Origin of the sequence: Aminobacter sp. MDW-2 (assembly GCF_014250155.1) — a bacterium.
In the GTDB taxonomy this organism is placed as follows: domain Bacteria; phylum Pseudomonadota; class Alphaproteobacteria; order Rhizobiales; family Rhizobiaceae; genus Aminobacter; species Aminobacter ciceronei.
The window spans coordinates 3,182,030-3,196,975 of record NZ_CP060197.1 but is presented as its reverse complement, the minus strand read 5'-3'; the positions used below and the strand labels follow the sequence as shown (position 1 = coordinate 3,196,975).

The following is a 14,946-nucleotide window of genomic DNA, read 5'->3' as shown; positions in this document are numbered from 1 at the left end:
TCGAGCCGCAAACGGAACGGCTTACCTGCTCTCGCGGTCGTAGTAGTCGGTCGTATTCTCGGCCCGGAACATCTTGCGGAGCCCGGGAACTCCCCGCTTGCCGGAGACGACCATCACCTTGCCCGAGTCCGGGTACTCGCAGGCATCGACCTCGACCAGCGTCGACAATGCCAGATACCGCATCGTCGTCGTGCCGGTGTTGATGATCTGGTGGGCCACTTCAGCTCCCCCGGTCGGACAGGCGATGACGTCGTGCTGACGGATCGGATAGCGCTTGTCGCCGAAGCGTAGCTCGCCCTCACCTTCCATGATGAAGAACATCTCCTCTTCGCCGCGATGGTTGTGGAACGGGCATTGAACCTTGCCCGGCGGCAGGACGGTGAGGTTGTAGCCGAGGTTTTGCGCGCCGATGTGACGGCTTATCGACGCCCTCTTCGACGTGTAGATGCCATTCTCCTCGATGTCGTCGAACTCGACCTCGTCCAGATTGATGATCGGCTTGACCATTCGCTCCTCCCGATTGTTGCTCCGCCGCGCCATCCGAACATGCCGCGCTTGCGGAAGCCGGACAACCGCCTCCCGCCGACAGCGCCAACGCCCTCCGGCAACCAGCTAACAAAAAAAGCCGGGTCGAGACCCGGCTTTGGAGGCGACGGGGATGATGTCCCCTACTTGACCTGGCTTTTGACGAAGTCCTTGACGATCGAAACGATGCCGCGGCCGAGCAGGCTGTCGAGGGCTGCGATCAGCACGTCGACATCGGCGCGGCTGCAGGTCAGCGGCGGCAGCAGGCGCACGACATTACGGTTGTACTCGGTGAAGGCCACCAGCACGTCATAGTCCCGCAGCAGCAGCGCCCCGACGAAGCCTGACAGCGACCCCTTGAGCTTGTCGTCGAGCACGCTGACCACCGGGCGCAGCACCATCGGCAGCGTCTGCGAGAAGTCGTGGAACTCGAGCCCGACCATCAGGCCCTGGCCGCGAACCTCCTTGATGATCTTGGGGTACTTCGCCTGGAGTTCCTCCAGCCGCGCCAGGAGATAGGCGCCGGTGTCGGCCGAATTCTCGATCAGGCCTTCGTCATAGAGCACGTTGAGCGTCTCGATGGCCGTGATGCAGCCCTCGCCGATACCGCCGAAGGTCGCCATGGCATGGATCATCGCCGTCTTCGGCGTGCCATAGGCCTTCATGTAGACGTCGCGGCGGGCGATCATCGCAGCCATCGCTGCCTTGCCGCCACCCAGCGACTTGGCAACCGCGGTGATGTCGGGCACCACGTCATAGTGCTCGAAGGCATAGAAACGGCCGGAACGGCCGACGCCGCACTGCACCTCGTCGGCGACCCAGATCACCCCATACTGGTCGCACAGCACGCGCAGCTTGTGCCAGAACGCGGCCGGTGCCTTGTTGATGCCGCCACCACCCTGGATCGTCTCGAGCACGATGGCGCCGATGGCCGAATCGGAACGGAACGCCTTCTCGATGGCATCGATGTCGCCGAACGGCACCCGCACGGTGTTTTCGGTGAGCTTGAACTCGCCGCGATAGAGCGCGCCGTCGGTGACCGAGAGCACGCCCTTGGTCTTTCCGTGGAACGAGTTCTCGGCATAGACGATCTTGGGACGTGCCGGCCCCGCAGCACGCTCGGCGAGCTTGACAGCTGCTTCCATGGCTTCCGAACCAGACGAGCCGAAAAACACCATGTCGAGATCGCCGGGCGAGATCTGCGCCAGATTGTAGGCCAGCGCCGAGGCGTATTGCGACATGAAGGCGATGCCGATTTCGTGGCGCTTCTCGTCCTGGAACTTCTTGCGCGCCTCGAGCACGCGCGGATGGTTGTGGCCGAGCGCCAGCGAACCGAAGCCGCCGAAGAAATCGAGGATCTTGCGGCCATTCTGATCGATGTAGTGCATGCCCTCGGCACGCTCGATCTTGATCTTGTGGAAGCCGAGCAGCTTCATGAAATGCAGCTGGCCGGGGTTGAGATGCGCCTTGAACAGGTCGGTCATCCTGGCGACGTCGAGCGCCTTGGCCTGCTCGACCGACATCAGGTTCGGCTTGGCGAGCTTTGCCGAAGTCATTGCCGGAGCAACCGCGACGGCATGCGAATGGGCCGTATCCGGCTTGGTGACAAGCGTCATGTTCATATCCTCTATTCAGCCGGGGCGTGCTGCGTGGACGCAGCGAGGCCGTCCTTTTTGGCGCGATATTCCTTGTAGGCTGCGATGAGCATGTCCTCGTCGCGGTACTGCGGCACCCAGCCGAGTTGGCGCTCGCCCTTGGAGACGTCGAGAACGCACTCCTCGTCGGCGATCAGATACTGCTCGGGATCCATGATCGGCATGTTCATCAGGTCGAGCAGGTCGAGCGTCCGCTTGACCGCCCAGCCCGGCGTCGGCAGCAGGATCGACTTCGAACCGGCATGCTTGACAAGGTCGCCGAGCAGCTTGCGCACCGGCGGCGGATTGAGCGATCCGAGATTGTAGGCCTCGTTCGGCACGCCGGCCTTCCAGGCAAGCCGCGCTGCCTCGGCGCAGTCGAACACCGAGATGAACTGGTATGGGTTCCTGCCCGAACCGATCATCGGCACCGGCAGGTTCCAGTCGATCAGCTTGAACAGCTTCTCCAGAATGCCGAGACGGCCGGGCCCGATGATCAGGCGCGGGCGGAACAGCGAGATGTTCATGCCGCGCGTCCGCCACTCGGCCGCCAGTTCCTCGGTCTTCTGCTTCGACCAGCCATATTCGCCGAGCGGCGCCACCGGATGCTCTTCGGTCATCGGATGGGTCACGGTATGACCGTAGATCATGTCGGTGGTGTAGTGGACCAGCCTCGGCGCTGCCGCATGGTCCATAGCCTTGATGATGTTCTCGGTACCGAAATAGTTGACCGGGAAGAAGAAGTCGTGGCGCTTGGCCCGCACCTGCAGCGGCGACAGCATCTTGGCCGACAGGTTGTAGACCATGTCGTCTGCCTTGATGCCGACGGCTGCGATCGCGGCGGGATCGGTCACGTCGCAATGGACAAAACGCGCGTTGCGGTAATGCGCAAGGTCGCTCTTGACGATGTCGGCAACGACAACCTCTTCGCCGTCGGCGATCAGTTTGGGCGCAAGATGACGACCGACGAAGCCGTCGCCTCCGAAAATGATGTGTCTCATCGCAAAAGCTCGCTTGTCTTGGTGGGTTCGGTAGAGGCCGCGGCGACAACTTCGCCATGGTCGCGGCCGCTTTGGGCGATCAGCACGGTGCCGACGCAGATGAAGGCGATGCCGGCGATGCGCCAGGCATTCAGGTCTTCATGGAAGACGAAGTAGGCAAACACCGCCACCGCCACATAGGCCAGGCTGAGGAAGGGATAGGCGAAGCTGAGCTCGACCTTGGACAGCACATAGAGGTGCGATGCCATCGAGATGACGAAAGTCAGCAGTCCGGCGAAAACCCATGGGCTGAAGACGATCTGCAGTATCTTGATCAGCGGATTGCTGCCTTCGAAAGAAAGCGGACCAAGAGACATCATGCCCTGTTTCAGCATCAGCTGGGCCGCGGCATTGGTCATCACTGTGAAAAGGATGAAGAGGATATATTTCATTGCTTTGTCCGTCCTTCGCACAACCTATCGGAAAGCCCCTGATATTCTGTGAAGCTTTCCTGGCAATTTGAACTTTTTCCGCACTTCTCTAACAAGCGCCTACTCGGCCGCCTGCGCGGTCTCGCCATTGCGCCCGCCCAGCCGGCCGGCGGTCCGGGCCCAGAAGTCGGACATGAATGCCGGATCGCGCATTGCCTCGAGCCGCTGCCAGTCCGGGAACGAAGCCGCGAATGTCTCAGCCGACATGCGCGCGTCCTTGTAGGGATTGACCGCGCCACCCGCGCCGACGGTGATCCGGTCGAGTTCGGCGAGCAGCTCCAGCGTGCGCCGGCCATGGTTCGGAAAATCGAGCGTCAGCGTGTAGCCCGGACGCGCGAAGGACAGCAAAGCCGGCGAACGCTGGCTGCCAAAACGTTTGAGCACGGTCAAGAACGAGCCCTGCCCGGCGCGTCGCGCCGCCGCCAGCAATGCCGGAATTGTTTCGCGCGCCATAGCTTCAGGCACGACGCTCTGGTGCTGGTAAAGCCCGCTCGGACCGTAGAGCCGGTTCCAGTCGGCAACGCCGTCGAGCGGAAAGAAGAACTTCTGGTAGCTCGCCTGGCTTTCCCTGAGGCGGCCGCGCCGCCAGCCATAGGCGGCATTGAACAGCTTCAGGAAGGGCCGGTTGAGCAAGGTCAAGGGCGGCTGGAACGGCACCGACAGTCTTGCCGTGCCGCATTCGGCCGTCCGCGCGCCATAGGCGGCGTGGTTGCCTGCAAGCAGCAATCCGCGGCCGGCATGCTTGCCGCCGGCCAGCTGGTCAATCCAGGCAACGGCATATTCGTTGTCGCGGTCGGCGGCTTCGGCGAGATCAAAATATTCGCCCAGGCTGCCGAACGGCTTCACCGTCTCGGCGATATCGAGCGAGGGTACCCGCATCAGGCGGATCGCGGCGGACACGATGATGCCGGTCAACCCCATGCCGCCGATTGTCGCCCAGAACAGCCGGGCGTTCTCGCCGGCCGAGCAGGCATAGCTGCGTCCGTCCGAGCGCAGCAATGTCAGGCGTTCGACATGGCAGCCAAAACTGCCGCGACGGTGGTGGTTCTTGCCATGCACGTCATTGGCAATGGCGCCGCCGAGCGTGACGAACTGTGTCCCCGGCACGACCGCCGGGAAAAACCCGTGCGGAGCGGCATAGGCGATGATGTCGGCCAGCAGCGCGCCGGCCTCGGCTTCGATCAGGCCGGTCTCGGCGTTGAAGGAAACGACGCGCTGGCGCGGCCGCATATCGACGACGGCGCCGGCGCTGTTCTGGCAGCTGTCGCCATAGCTGCGGCCATTGCCATAGGCGAGCAGCGATCCGGCGCGTGCCGTCCCGCCGGCCAGAAGCCGCGTTGCCTCGGCGATGTCGATCGCCTGGCTTGCGCCCGGATTGGCGCGGCCAAAGCTCTGGTAACGGGCCAGTCCCACGCTCACAGGCCCGCCACCACAAGCAGCACCGCGCCGGCGAAAACGACGATCTGGCTGCGCCAGTCGCGGATGATGAAGACGACCGGATCGTCATGCAGTTCATCGCGCCGCGCCAGGATCCAGATGCGCATCGTGAGATAGAGCACGATTGGCGCCAGCGGCCAGACCAGCCAGGGATGCTCGTAGAGCTCACGCACCGCGCTGCTGTCGATGTAGAGCGCCAGAACCAGCGCCGAGGAAAACGCCGACGCCATGCCGGCCTGGGCGACGATCTCCTGGTCCTCGATGCGGTAGCCGCGCCCGGCGATACGCTCGCCGACGCTGAGGCTGGACGAACGCAGCTCGACATAACGCTTCACCAGCGCCAGCGAGAGGAAGAAAAAGATCGAGAAGGCGAGCAGCCAGAACGACACGTCCACCCCGGTCGCGGCGGCACCCGCCAGGATGCGCAAGGTGTAGAGCCCGGCAAGGGTCAGCACGTCGAGCAGCAGCATCCGCTTGACCGACAGAGAATAGGCGGTTGTGGCCACGAGATAGACCAGCAGAACGCCGGCAAACTCGATCGTCGTGAAGGTAGCCGTCGCCAGGCTGATGACCAGAAGGACGCCCACGGACGCCAGTCCGAACGGGATCGACAGCTTGCCGCTGGCGAAAGGCCGCTCACGCTTGGTCGAGTGCGCCCGATCAAGCGCCAGGTCGAAGAAGTCGTTGACGATGTAGATAGCCGAGGCGGCAGCGCTGAACGAGATGAATGCCAGGATCGCCGGCACCAGCATCTCGGGATTGAAATATTTGTGCGCCAGCACCAGCGGCACGGCGATCAGCACGTTCTTGAGCCATTGATGGACACGCAGCATCTTGCGGATGGTGCGCAGGTCGGGCTTCGGCGTCTCGATCAGTTCGGACTGATGGCTGGCCTGCCAACGTGCGGCGGCCCGGTCGGGTGCAACCACGATTGCCTCGCGCGCGGCATCGAACACTTTGATGTCGTGACGGCTGTTACCGGCATAATCGAAGCCGCCATCGCCATAGGCTGCCACCAGAGCCCTGCGCTTGCGTTCAGCGGTCAGGTTTTCACCGCCAACGCTGGCAAGCACCGCGTCGAACAGGCCAAGATGGCGTGCGATGGCTTCGGCGAACTTGCGTGGCGTGCCGGTGGCGAGAACGATCTGGCGCCCGTTGGCCTGCTCTTCGCGCAGGCGTTTCAGCACTTCGGGCCGATAAGGCAAGGTCGCCGGGTCGATGTCGACCACCGCGGCAATCGCCTGCTTGAGACGCGCTGGGCCGCCCTTGAGCAGCCAGTACGGCACCATGAAGATGGCGAGCGGATTCTTCTTGAGAAGGGCAAACAGTCCTTCCCACAAAAGATCGCTGGCGATCAGCGTGCCGTCGAGATCGACCGCCAGTGGTACTATCTTATTGTCTGATCGCGCATCCATCAAACTGCCTGCCCTGCCCCTTGCCGGACGGCGTGAACCTTCCGGACCCCTTGCCGCTATAGCGGGCGACCAGGTTCCGGATGGTTAAGGTCGAGGCCGAATGCTAAACGAGCACCAGTCATTTCGCCAGTCATGCTTAAGCAGACGTTAGCAGAATGCAGAAAAGGCCGGGCTGATGCCCGGCCTTTTCGATCATTAGCCTGTGTGTTGACAGGCTTTACTTGATGCGGGCAGCGCCGCCCGAAATCTCTACTGTTTCATCACCGGTCAGCGCTTCGCGGTCGCCATTCGGCAAGGTCACGAAGCAGCCGCTCGAGCAGAACTCGACCGTTTCGCCGGCGGCAAGGGAAAGCTCCGTCTTGGAACCACCTTCCGTGACGATCAGGGTCCGCGGTTCGGCATCGAGGTTTACCGCGCTTGCAGCATGCGCAGCGCCCGACATTGCCAGGACCAGCGCGCCTGCAGCGACAAGAAACCTTTTCATTTAGCACTCGGTGTTTCCACCGCCCCTGTTCATCTCAGCAAGGCATTTTCGCCGTTTGCATGAGAGCTTATATGAGTTCGAAGCTGAACGGCAACTGAATGCCTTGTTCATGCCATAATTGGCATCGGCCCACCATCAGCTCGGATCCGGCTTGCGGCGACGGGACTTTGGCTTGGCGGTTTCCTCCCCGCTCTTCTTGAGCCGCTCCTGCTCCATGGCGGCATACTCCGCTTCCGCCTGCTCGTCATCGGCAGGCCACGGGGTTGCCTGCTTGTCGCCAACCACACGGATGCTGCGCTGTGGGAATGGAATGTCGATGTGCTCGCGCTCGAATGCCTCAAGGATGGCGAAGCGCAGGTCGTTTTGCACGAATGCGCTATTGCCGATATCGGCGAGAAATACCCTGATCTCGAAGTTCATCGACGAATCCGCGAACGCCGAAAACAGCACGAACGGCTCCGGATTCTTGAGCACCAGCGGGTGGCCACGCGCAATATCCAACAAAATCTGGTGCACTCGCTTGGCGTCCGAACCGTAGGCAACTCCGATCGGCACTTCGACGCGGCCAAGCTTGTTGCGGTGGGTCCAGTTGCCGACTGCGCTGTTGATCAGATCGGAATTGGGCAGGATCACCGACTGGCGCTGGAAGGTTTCGATTTCGGTGGCACGCACGCTGATCTTCTTGACCGTGCCCGACACCGCACCGGCAACGATCCAGTCGCCGACCTTGAACGGTCGCTCGGCGAGCAGGATCAGGCCCGAAACGAAGTTCGATACCACATTCTGCAAGCCGAAACCGATACCGAGGGAAAGCGCACCGGCAACGAGCGCGAGGTTGGAAAGATCGATGCCTGCTGCCGAAACGGCGATCAGTCCGGCAATCGCCACGCCGGCATAGCCGACGGCGAGACGGATCGAATTGCGCACGCCGGCGTCGACCTTGCTGCGCGCCATGACCGAGCCGTCGAGCCAGCCCTGGAACCAGCGTGTCAGGAAATAGCCGATGGCAAACACCATGACGCCTGACAGAAGGCCGGCGGGCGAGAAGGTGAAGCTGCCGATCTGGAAACCCGAGCCGATGCGGTAGAGCCAGGTGATCATGTCGCCGGGCTGGAACCCCCACGTAAACAGGATCAGCGGCACGCCGACGGTCAGCACGAGCAGATTGATGACCATGCTGGTGACTAGGCCGAGTTGGTCGAGCGTCGCATCGTCGAGGGTGAACATTCGCTTGATGCGCCGGCCGACCGTCGTCTTGATGAAGGCGTCTTCCTCGTTGATCGCCTGCGACGACAGAAAGCCGATATACATGGTCGCCAGGATCGTGCCGGTGATGACGATCTGCTGCGACACGAAACGCGCAAGCCCGATATAGCCCAGCAGCGCTGCGGCGATGGTGACGCCGCCAAGGGTAAGCACGATGTAGCGGAAGAGACGCGGCCACGGCTTCGGCCGTCCTTCCTCATCGACGAACGGCTTGACCAGGCCGATCAGGATGACCAGCACGCCGATCACCACAGTCGAGGTCAGCGCCTCGCCGACAGTCAACGCAACCGGCGAGCCGAGTACCTGGTAGACCGAGCTCAGGAAGTAATCGAGGCCGGTAAACAGGGCGGTCGCGGTGATCAGGAGCATCAGCCAGCGCGCAGCACCGCTTTCGACCGGAATAAGCCGCCACTTGGGCAGCTTGGGCGACAGCACGGCCATGCCGAGGCGCGAAACGAAGAACACGATGGCGATGACGTAGAACAGCGACCACAGCATGGCGCCGATGTCGCCACGCAGCACCTCGAAATAGGCGAACAAATAGTAGGTGACGCCAAGAAAGACGACGAGCGCCGCCGACTGCATGAAGGTCGACCAGAAGGCGACCGAAAGCCTGCTGAGATAAGACGGCTCTTCTACCCGGCCGTCGGGCTCGAACATCCGTCCGAACATGCGCCGGCCACCGATGATGATGACCGCCGCCGCACCCAGGGCGAAGAACGTTGCCGCCAGCATCGACTTGAGCTTGAAGCTGACAACGAAACGAACCCAGGACGATACCGTTCGGTAGAGGTCGTTCATCTCCGTCTTGAAGGCGTCGGCCACCTCCGACCCCAGAGCGAAATTGATCTGGTAGCGTTTGGTCAAAAGGTTCTGGAACAGGCTGCGGCGGATCTCGGTGATCTGGCTGATCAGCCTGTCGATGCGGATCGACAGGTTCTCGGCAACGCCGAGCACGGCATTGATTTCGGTTTTCTCGGCGTTCAGTTTCTCGCGCTCACTGGTCACCACGGCAGGTTCGGGCGGCTGGCCCTCTGCCGGCGGCTTGCCGAGCTGCTCCAGCCGGGCGTTGATCTCGGCCAGGCGCGGACGGAACGCGACGCCGCTTTGCAACAGGTCGCGCGACAGCTGTTCGAGCTGCAGGCGGATGTCGACGAGACCGGCATCGTCTTCGGCGCTCTGCTCCATCTTCTTCTGCAGCGCATCGGTCCTGGCCGTGATGCTGGCGATGACCTCCTGCTGGTCGGACACCACGCCGGCCGGCGCCTTGCCGAGATCGGCATCCTGCGCTGCAGCGTTTGCCACAAGCACGGCTGTGAAGATGAACAGAGTGGCAGCTATGCGCCGGACTGCGGAAAACAACATGATTTGTCAGCGACTCGTGGTCAGTTTGCCAAGGAAAAGGCGTGGCCATTGATAATGACGCGCATCTCGGCGGGCAAGCCGATGCGCGCTGGCCCATGGGAAAGTCGGCCTGACGAAAAACAATGGCGGAATATTGGCTTGATCGCCGCAGTGCGGCCTGTAGTGTCCCGGCGCAGCCTGAAGGATGACATGAAGTATGGCGGAATATTCGGCCTTTTCGCTTCTCAAGAACGCGCTCAGCGGCAACCGCGACTGGAAACCGGCGTGGCGCAAGCCGAGTCCCAAGGCCTCGTATGACGTCATCGTCATCGGCGGCGGTGGCCACGGATTGTCGACGGCCTATTACCTCGCCAAGGAATTCGGCATCACCAATGTCGCCGTGCTGGAAAAGGGCTATCTCGGCTCCGGCAATGTCGGCCGCAACACCACCGCCGTCCGTTCCAACTATCTGTTGCCGCAGAACACGCGCTTCTACGAACATTCGATGAAGATGTGGGAGAATCTTTCCCACGACCTCAATTACAACGTGATGTTCTCGCAGCGCGGCGTGCTCAACCTGGCGCACACGCCCGGCCAGCTCGACGACCTCGCCCGCAAGGGCAACGCCATGCGCCATCTCGGCGTCGACGCCGAGCTGATGACGCCGGCCGAGATCGGCCGGCGTGTTCCCGGGCTCGACATGTCGCAATCCGCACGTTTCCCGATCTATGGCGGCCTGATGCAGGAACGCGCCGGCACCGCCCGCCACGACGCCGTGGCCTGGGGTTATGCCCGTGGCGCCGATCGCCGCGGTGTCGAGATCATCGAGAATTGCGAAGTCACAGGCTTCCTGCGCGACGGCGACCGGGTCATCGGCGTCTCGACAAGCCGCGGCGAAATCCGCGCCAAAAAGGTCGCCGTTGCCGTGGCCGGCAGCACGGGGCGCGTGATGCAGCTTGCCGGCATCGACCGCATGCCGATCGAGAGCCACGTCCTCCAGGCCTTCGTCTCGGAATCGCTTAAGCCGTTCCTCGACACCGTGCTGACCTTCGGCATGGGCCACTTCTATGTCGGCCAGTCCGACAAGGGCGGCCTCGTCTATGGCGGTGACCTCGACGGCTACAATTCCTATGCCCAGCGCGGCAGCCTGCCCATCGTCGAGGAAGTAATGAGTGAGATGCTGGCGCTGTTCCCTTCGCTGGCACCCGTGCGCGTGCTGCGCTCATGGGGTGGGGTCTGCGACATGTCGATGGATGGCTCGCCGATCATCACCACCGGCCCGTTGCCCGGCATGTATCTCAATTGCGGCTGGTGTTACGGCGGCTTCAAGGCAACGCCGGCTTCCGGCTTCTGCTTTGCCCACACCATCGCCAAGGACGCGCCGCACGAGTTCAACGCGCCCTTCACGCTCGACCGTTTCAGCCGTGGCACCGTCATCGACGACAAGGGCCAGGGTCCGACGCCGCGAATGCACTAGGGGTTCGAACATGTTGATCACCTGTCCCTATTGCGGCCCGCGCGACGTCTCCGAATTCGCCTATCAGGGCGACGGCAACCGCACCCGTCCCGATCCCGCTTCGACCGATGCCGAGGCGTGGAGCGCCTATGTCTATGACCGCCTGAACCCGGCCGGCATCCACAACGAGATCTGGCAGCATACCGGCGGCTGCCGCGCGCATCTCGCCGTCGTCCGCGACACGCTCACCCATGAAATCAAGAGCGTGCGTTTTGCCCGCGAACATGGCGCGCCGCCCCACGGCCGCCGCACATCCGGAGCCAAGGCATGAGCCCGCGCCGCACACCGTCGGGTGGCCGCATCGACCGGTTGCGGACCATCCGCTTCACCTTCGACGGCACCGCCTATACCGGCCACGAGGGCGATACGCTGGCCTCGGCGCTGCTTGCCAATGGGGTTTCGCTGTTCGGCCGCTCGTTCAAGTACCACCGTCCGCGCGGCGTGCTGACATCAGGCGTCGATGAGCCAAACGCTCTCGTGACGGTGCTGCGCGGCGAGGTCCGCGAACCGAACATTCCCGCCACGATGGTCGAGATCCATGACGGCCTCACCGCGGTCAGCCAGAACCGCTTTCCCTCGCTCGCCTACGACGTCAGTGCCATCAACCAGCTCGGCGGCAAGTTCATCTCCGCCGGCTTCTACTACAAGACCTTCATGGGTCCGGTGATTGGCCCGCTCAAGGGCACCCGCTTCTGGATGCTATGCGAAAAGATCATCCGCCGCGCCGCCGGCCTCGGCCGCGCCGGCCACGCGGCCGATCCGTCACGTTATGAGCGCATGAACGCCTTCTGCGACGTGCTTGTCGTCGGCTCCGGGCCCGCCGGCCTTGCCGCCGCGCACGAGGCTGCTCAGTCGGGCGCTCAGGTCATCCTGACTGAGCTCGATCCATGCTTCGGCGGCTCGGCCAACTGGTCGGGCGAGACGATCGACGGCGAGCCCGCCGCAACCTGGGCGTCCGATGTCGTCGGCGAACTCAAGACCCATGACAATGTCCGCCTGCTCAAGCGCACCACCGTCTGGGGCTACTATGACGGCAACACGCTGGCCGCCGTCGAACGTGTCAGCGACCACAAGGACACGCCCGCCAAGGGCGCGCCGCGCCATCGCCACTGGACCATCCGGGCAAAGAACGTCGTGCTCGCCACCGGTGCCTTAGAACGGCCGCTGGTGTTCCCCGGCAACGACCGGCCGGGCGTGATGATGGCCAGCGCCGCGATGCGCTACGCCAATCAGTACGGCGTGCTGGCGGGCGAGAAGATCGCCGTTCTAGCCAACAACGACAGCGCCTATCGTGCAGCCGCGGCCCTCGCCAAGGCGGGAGCCAGGATCGTCGCCATCGCCGACCTGCGCTCGGACGTCTCCGCGGCCTGCCGCACTCTTGCATCAGAGGCCGGCGCCGAACTGTTGACCGGCCATGCGGTGATCGGCACCGAAGGCGGCAAAAATCTCTCCGGGGTCAAGCTGGCCCCATTCTCCGCCACATTGGGTGTCTCCAAGGGCAACGCACGCGACATCGGCGCCGACTGCCTGATCGTTTCGGGCGGCTGGTCGCCAACCATCCACCTCGCCAGCCAGGCCGGGGCGCGGCCGGTCTGGAGCGACGACCTGCAGGCCTTCCTGCCGCCGGAAACCGGCAAGGGCTGGATCGGCGCCGGCGCCTTCAACGGCACCTTCTCGACGGCCGAAGTCATCTCCGAAGGCTTTTCCGCGGGCCGCAAGGCGGCAGGCCAGCCGGCGCTCGAAACCGCCACCCTGCCCGACGTCGAACCCGCGCCGCTCGACCCCAACCCGGCACCGGTCTTCGAGATCAGGGCCAAGGGCAAGGCCTTCGTCGACCTCCAGCACGACGTGACGGCTGACGATGTCCGCCTCGCCCACCTCGAAGGTTTCGTCTCGGTCGAGCATCTCAAGCGCTACACCACCCTCGGCATGGCCACCGACCAGGGCAAGGGCTCCAATGTGCCCGGCCTCGCCATCATGGCCGAAGCCCTGGGCAAGCCGATCCCCGAGGTCGGCACGACGCGCTTCCGCCCGCCATACGCACCTGTCTCCGTCGGCGCACTTGCCGCCGAGCGTTTCGGCGACCTCAAGCCTGACCGACTGACCCCGATGCATGACTGGCATCTGGAAAACAGCGCGACGATGTATTCGGCCGGCCTGTGGTTCCGCCCGATGATCTATGGCGGACCCGGCGAGACGATCGAGCAGGCCTATGTCAGGGAAGCGGCAGCGACCCGCGAAACGGCGGGCATCGTCGACGTCTCAACGCTCGGCAAGATCGCCGTCCAGGGACCGGATGCCGCCGAGTTCCTCGATCGCGTCTATTCCAACGTCTTTTCGACCTTGCCCGTCGGCAAGGCGCGTTACGGCCTGATGCTGCGCGAGGACGGCCTCGTCTTCGACGACGGCACCACCTGGCGGCTTGGCGAACACGACTTCCTGATGACCACGACCACGGCCAATGCCGGCAAGGTCATGCAGCATCTCGAATATTTCCTCGATGTCGTCTGGCCGGATCTCAAGGTTCACCTGACCTCCGTCACCGACCAGTGGGCCGGCGCGGCGATCGGCGGCCCGAAGGCGCGGGACATCCTCGCTTCCTGCGTCACCGGCACCAGGGTCGACAACGAGGCCCTGCCCTTCATGGGCATCGTCCATGGCGAGATTTCGGGCGCGCCGGTGATGATCTGCCGGCTCTCCTTTTCCGGCGAGATGGCCTTCGAGGTCTATTCCGGTGCCGGTCACGGCACCCATGTCTGGGAAGCGCTGATCGAGGCGGGCAAGCCTTTCGGCATGGTTCCCTACGGGCTCGAGGCCCTCGGCACGATGCGCATCGAAAAAGGCCACGTCACCGGTGCCGAGATCGACGGCCGCACCTCGGCACGCGACCTCCATCTCGGCTGGATGCTGTCCAAGAAAAAACCCTTCATCGGCTCGGCCATGATGGACCGCGAAGGACTTGCCGCCTCGGGCAGGCTCGAACTGGTCGGCCTGATCGCACTCGACAACCGGCCGCTCAGCGGTGGCGCGCACATCGTCGAGGAGGTCGACGCCGCCAACCCGCACGGATCGCTCGGCCACATCACCGCCGCCTGCTTCTCGCCCGCGCTCGGTAAGTACATAGCACTTGCGCTGGTCTCGGGCGGCAAGGCGCGCCATGGCAAGCGCGCTCACATCTCCGACCCGTTGCGCAACCGCTTCGGCCCGGTGGAAATCGTCAGCCACCACTTCTTCGATCCCGAAGGGAAGCGCATGCATGGTTGAGCAGCTTTCACCGCTCGAACCGGTATTCCGGCCCGGCTCGTACGGAAATTTCGTCGATGGCGTCGGCGTAACCTTGTCCGAGATTGCACCCGGATCGATTGTCCAGCTTGCCGCCTGGCCGGGCGAGGAAAAGAAGCTGATGGCAACGATCGGTTCGGTCACCGGCCTCAAGCTGGCCGATGGCGCGGGCGCCGGCGCTTCGTCCGAGCGCTGTTCCGCCTTCGGCTTCGCTCCCGGAAAGTTCCTGGTATCAGACGCTTCGGAAGGACTCGCCACAGCCTTTGCCGGCAAGGTCACCGCAGCGATCGGCACCATCACCGACCTGTCACATGGACGCACGGCGATCAGAATTGGCGGCCCGAAATCGGAATGGGTGCTGGCCAAGCTCTTTGCCGTCGACTTCTCCCTGACTGCATTTCCAGTCGGTTCGGGCATCTCGACCACCCACCACGACGTGTTCACCCAGATCCAGCGCAGCGGCCCCGACAGCTTCGACCTCTACGTCTTCCGCTCTTTCGCCCGCTCGTTCTGGAAAATGCTGTGCCATGCATCGGACGAAGTCGGCTACGAGGTTAGGTAAGTCAGGCTGC

The 14,946-nt window shown here is 63.4% G+C and carries 12 protein-coding genes; 4 read left to right on the top strand and 8 right to left on the bottom strand.

Annotated features, from left to right (window positions below; translation table 11 throughout):
• Positions 1 to 21: 21 nt before the first annotated feature.
• The 8 genes from H5P29_RS15625 to H5P29_RS15590 form a co-directional block, all read right to left on the bottom strand.
• A complete protein-coding gene (locus tag H5P29_RS15625; protein WP_067960878.1) occupies positions 22 to 507 on the bottom strand; it encodes a cupin domain-containing protein in 486 nt (161 codons plus the stop codon).
• 161 nt (positions 508 to 668) lie between these two features.
• Complete coding sequence (locus tag H5P29_RS15620; RefSeq protein ID WP_246340564.1) at positions 669 to 2,081, bottom strand: aspartate aminotransferase family protein; 1,413 nt, start codon at positions 2,079 to 2,081, stop codon at positions 669 to 671.
• A 71-nt stretch (positions 2,082 to 2,152) separates the two neighbouring features.
• A complete protein-coding gene (locus H5P29_RS15615; protein WP_067960875.1) occupies positions 2,153 to 3,160 on the bottom strand; it encodes an NAD(P)-dependent oxidoreductase in 1,008 nt (335 codons plus the stop codon).
• The gene (locus H5P29_RS15610) at positions 3,157 to 3,591 is read right to left on the bottom strand and encodes an EamA family transporter (RefSeq protein WP_067960874.1); all 435 of its coding nucleotides are present in this window, start codon (positions 3,589 to 3,591) and stop codon (positions 3,157 to 3,159) included. Before H5P29_RS15610 ends, H5P29_RS15615 begins: the two co-directional genes overlap by 4 nt.
• 99 nt (positions 3,592 to 3,690) lie before the next feature.
• Positions 3,691 to 5,043, bottom strand: coding sequence for an FAD-binding oxidoreductase (locus H5P29_RS15605; protein WP_185910404.1), 1,353 nt, complete (start codon positions 5,041 to 5,043; stop codon positions 3,691 to 3,693).
• 2 nt (positions 5,044 to 5,045) lie between these two features.
• Positions 5,046 to 6,482: a UbiA family prenyltransferase gene (locus H5P29_RS15600; RefSeq protein WP_067960873.1), complete on the bottom strand. Its 1,437-nt coding sequence runs from the start codon at positions 6,480 to 6,482 to the stop codon at positions 5,046 to 5,048.
• 217 nt (positions 6,483 to 6,699) lie between these two features.
• Positions 6,700 to 6,966: a hypothetical protein gene (locus H5P29_RS15595; protein ID WP_067960870.1), complete on the bottom strand. Its 267-nt coding sequence runs from the start codon at positions 6,964 to 6,966 to the stop codon at positions 6,700 to 6,702.
• A 135-nt stretch (positions 6,967 to 7,101) separates the two neighbouring features.
• Positions 7,102 to 9,597: a mechanosensitive ion channel family protein gene (locus H5P29_RS15590; RefSeq protein WP_067960867.1), complete on the bottom strand. Its 2,496-nt coding sequence runs from the start codon at positions 9,595 to 9,597 to the stop codon at positions 7,102 to 7,104.
• 196 nt (positions 9,598 to 9,793) lie between these two features.
• On the opposite strand from H5P29_RS15590, the gene H5P29_RS15585 reads away from it, so the two are divergent.
• Genes H5P29_RS15585 through soxG form a run of 4 tightly spaced genes read left to right on the top strand, consistent with a single transcriptional unit; the run spans position 9,794 to position 14,936 of the window.
• Complete coding sequence (locus H5P29_RS15585) at positions 9,794 to 11,053, top strand: sarcosine oxidase subunit beta family protein (protein ID WP_067960865.1); 1,260 nt, start codon at positions 9,794 to 9,796, stop codon at positions 11,051 to 11,053.
• A 10-nt stretch (positions 11,054 to 11,063) separates the two neighbouring features.
• Positions 11,064 to 11,363: a sarcosine oxidase subunit delta gene (locus tag H5P29_RS15580; RefSeq protein WP_067960863.1), complete on the top strand. Its 300-nt coding sequence runs from the start codon at positions 11,064 to 11,066 to the stop codon at positions 11,361 to 11,363.
• Positions 11,360 to 14,356, top strand: a complete 2,997-nt coding sequence (locus H5P29_RS15575) for a sarcosine oxidase subunit alpha family protein (RefSeq protein WP_067960859.1) — start codon at positions 11,360 to 11,362, stop codon at positions 14,354 to 14,356. Before H5P29_RS15580 ends, H5P29_RS15575 begins: the two co-directional genes overlap by 4 nt.
• Positions 14,349 to 14,936: a sarcosine oxidase subunit gamma family protein gene (soxG, locus tag H5P29_RS15570; RefSeq protein ID WP_067960856.1), complete on the top strand. Its 588-nt coding sequence runs from the start codon at positions 14,349 to 14,351 to the stop codon at positions 14,934 to 14,936. The genes H5P29_RS15575 and soxG overlap by 8 nt, the downstream gene beginning before the upstream one ends.
• Positions 14,937 to 14,946: the final 10 nt, after the last annotated feature.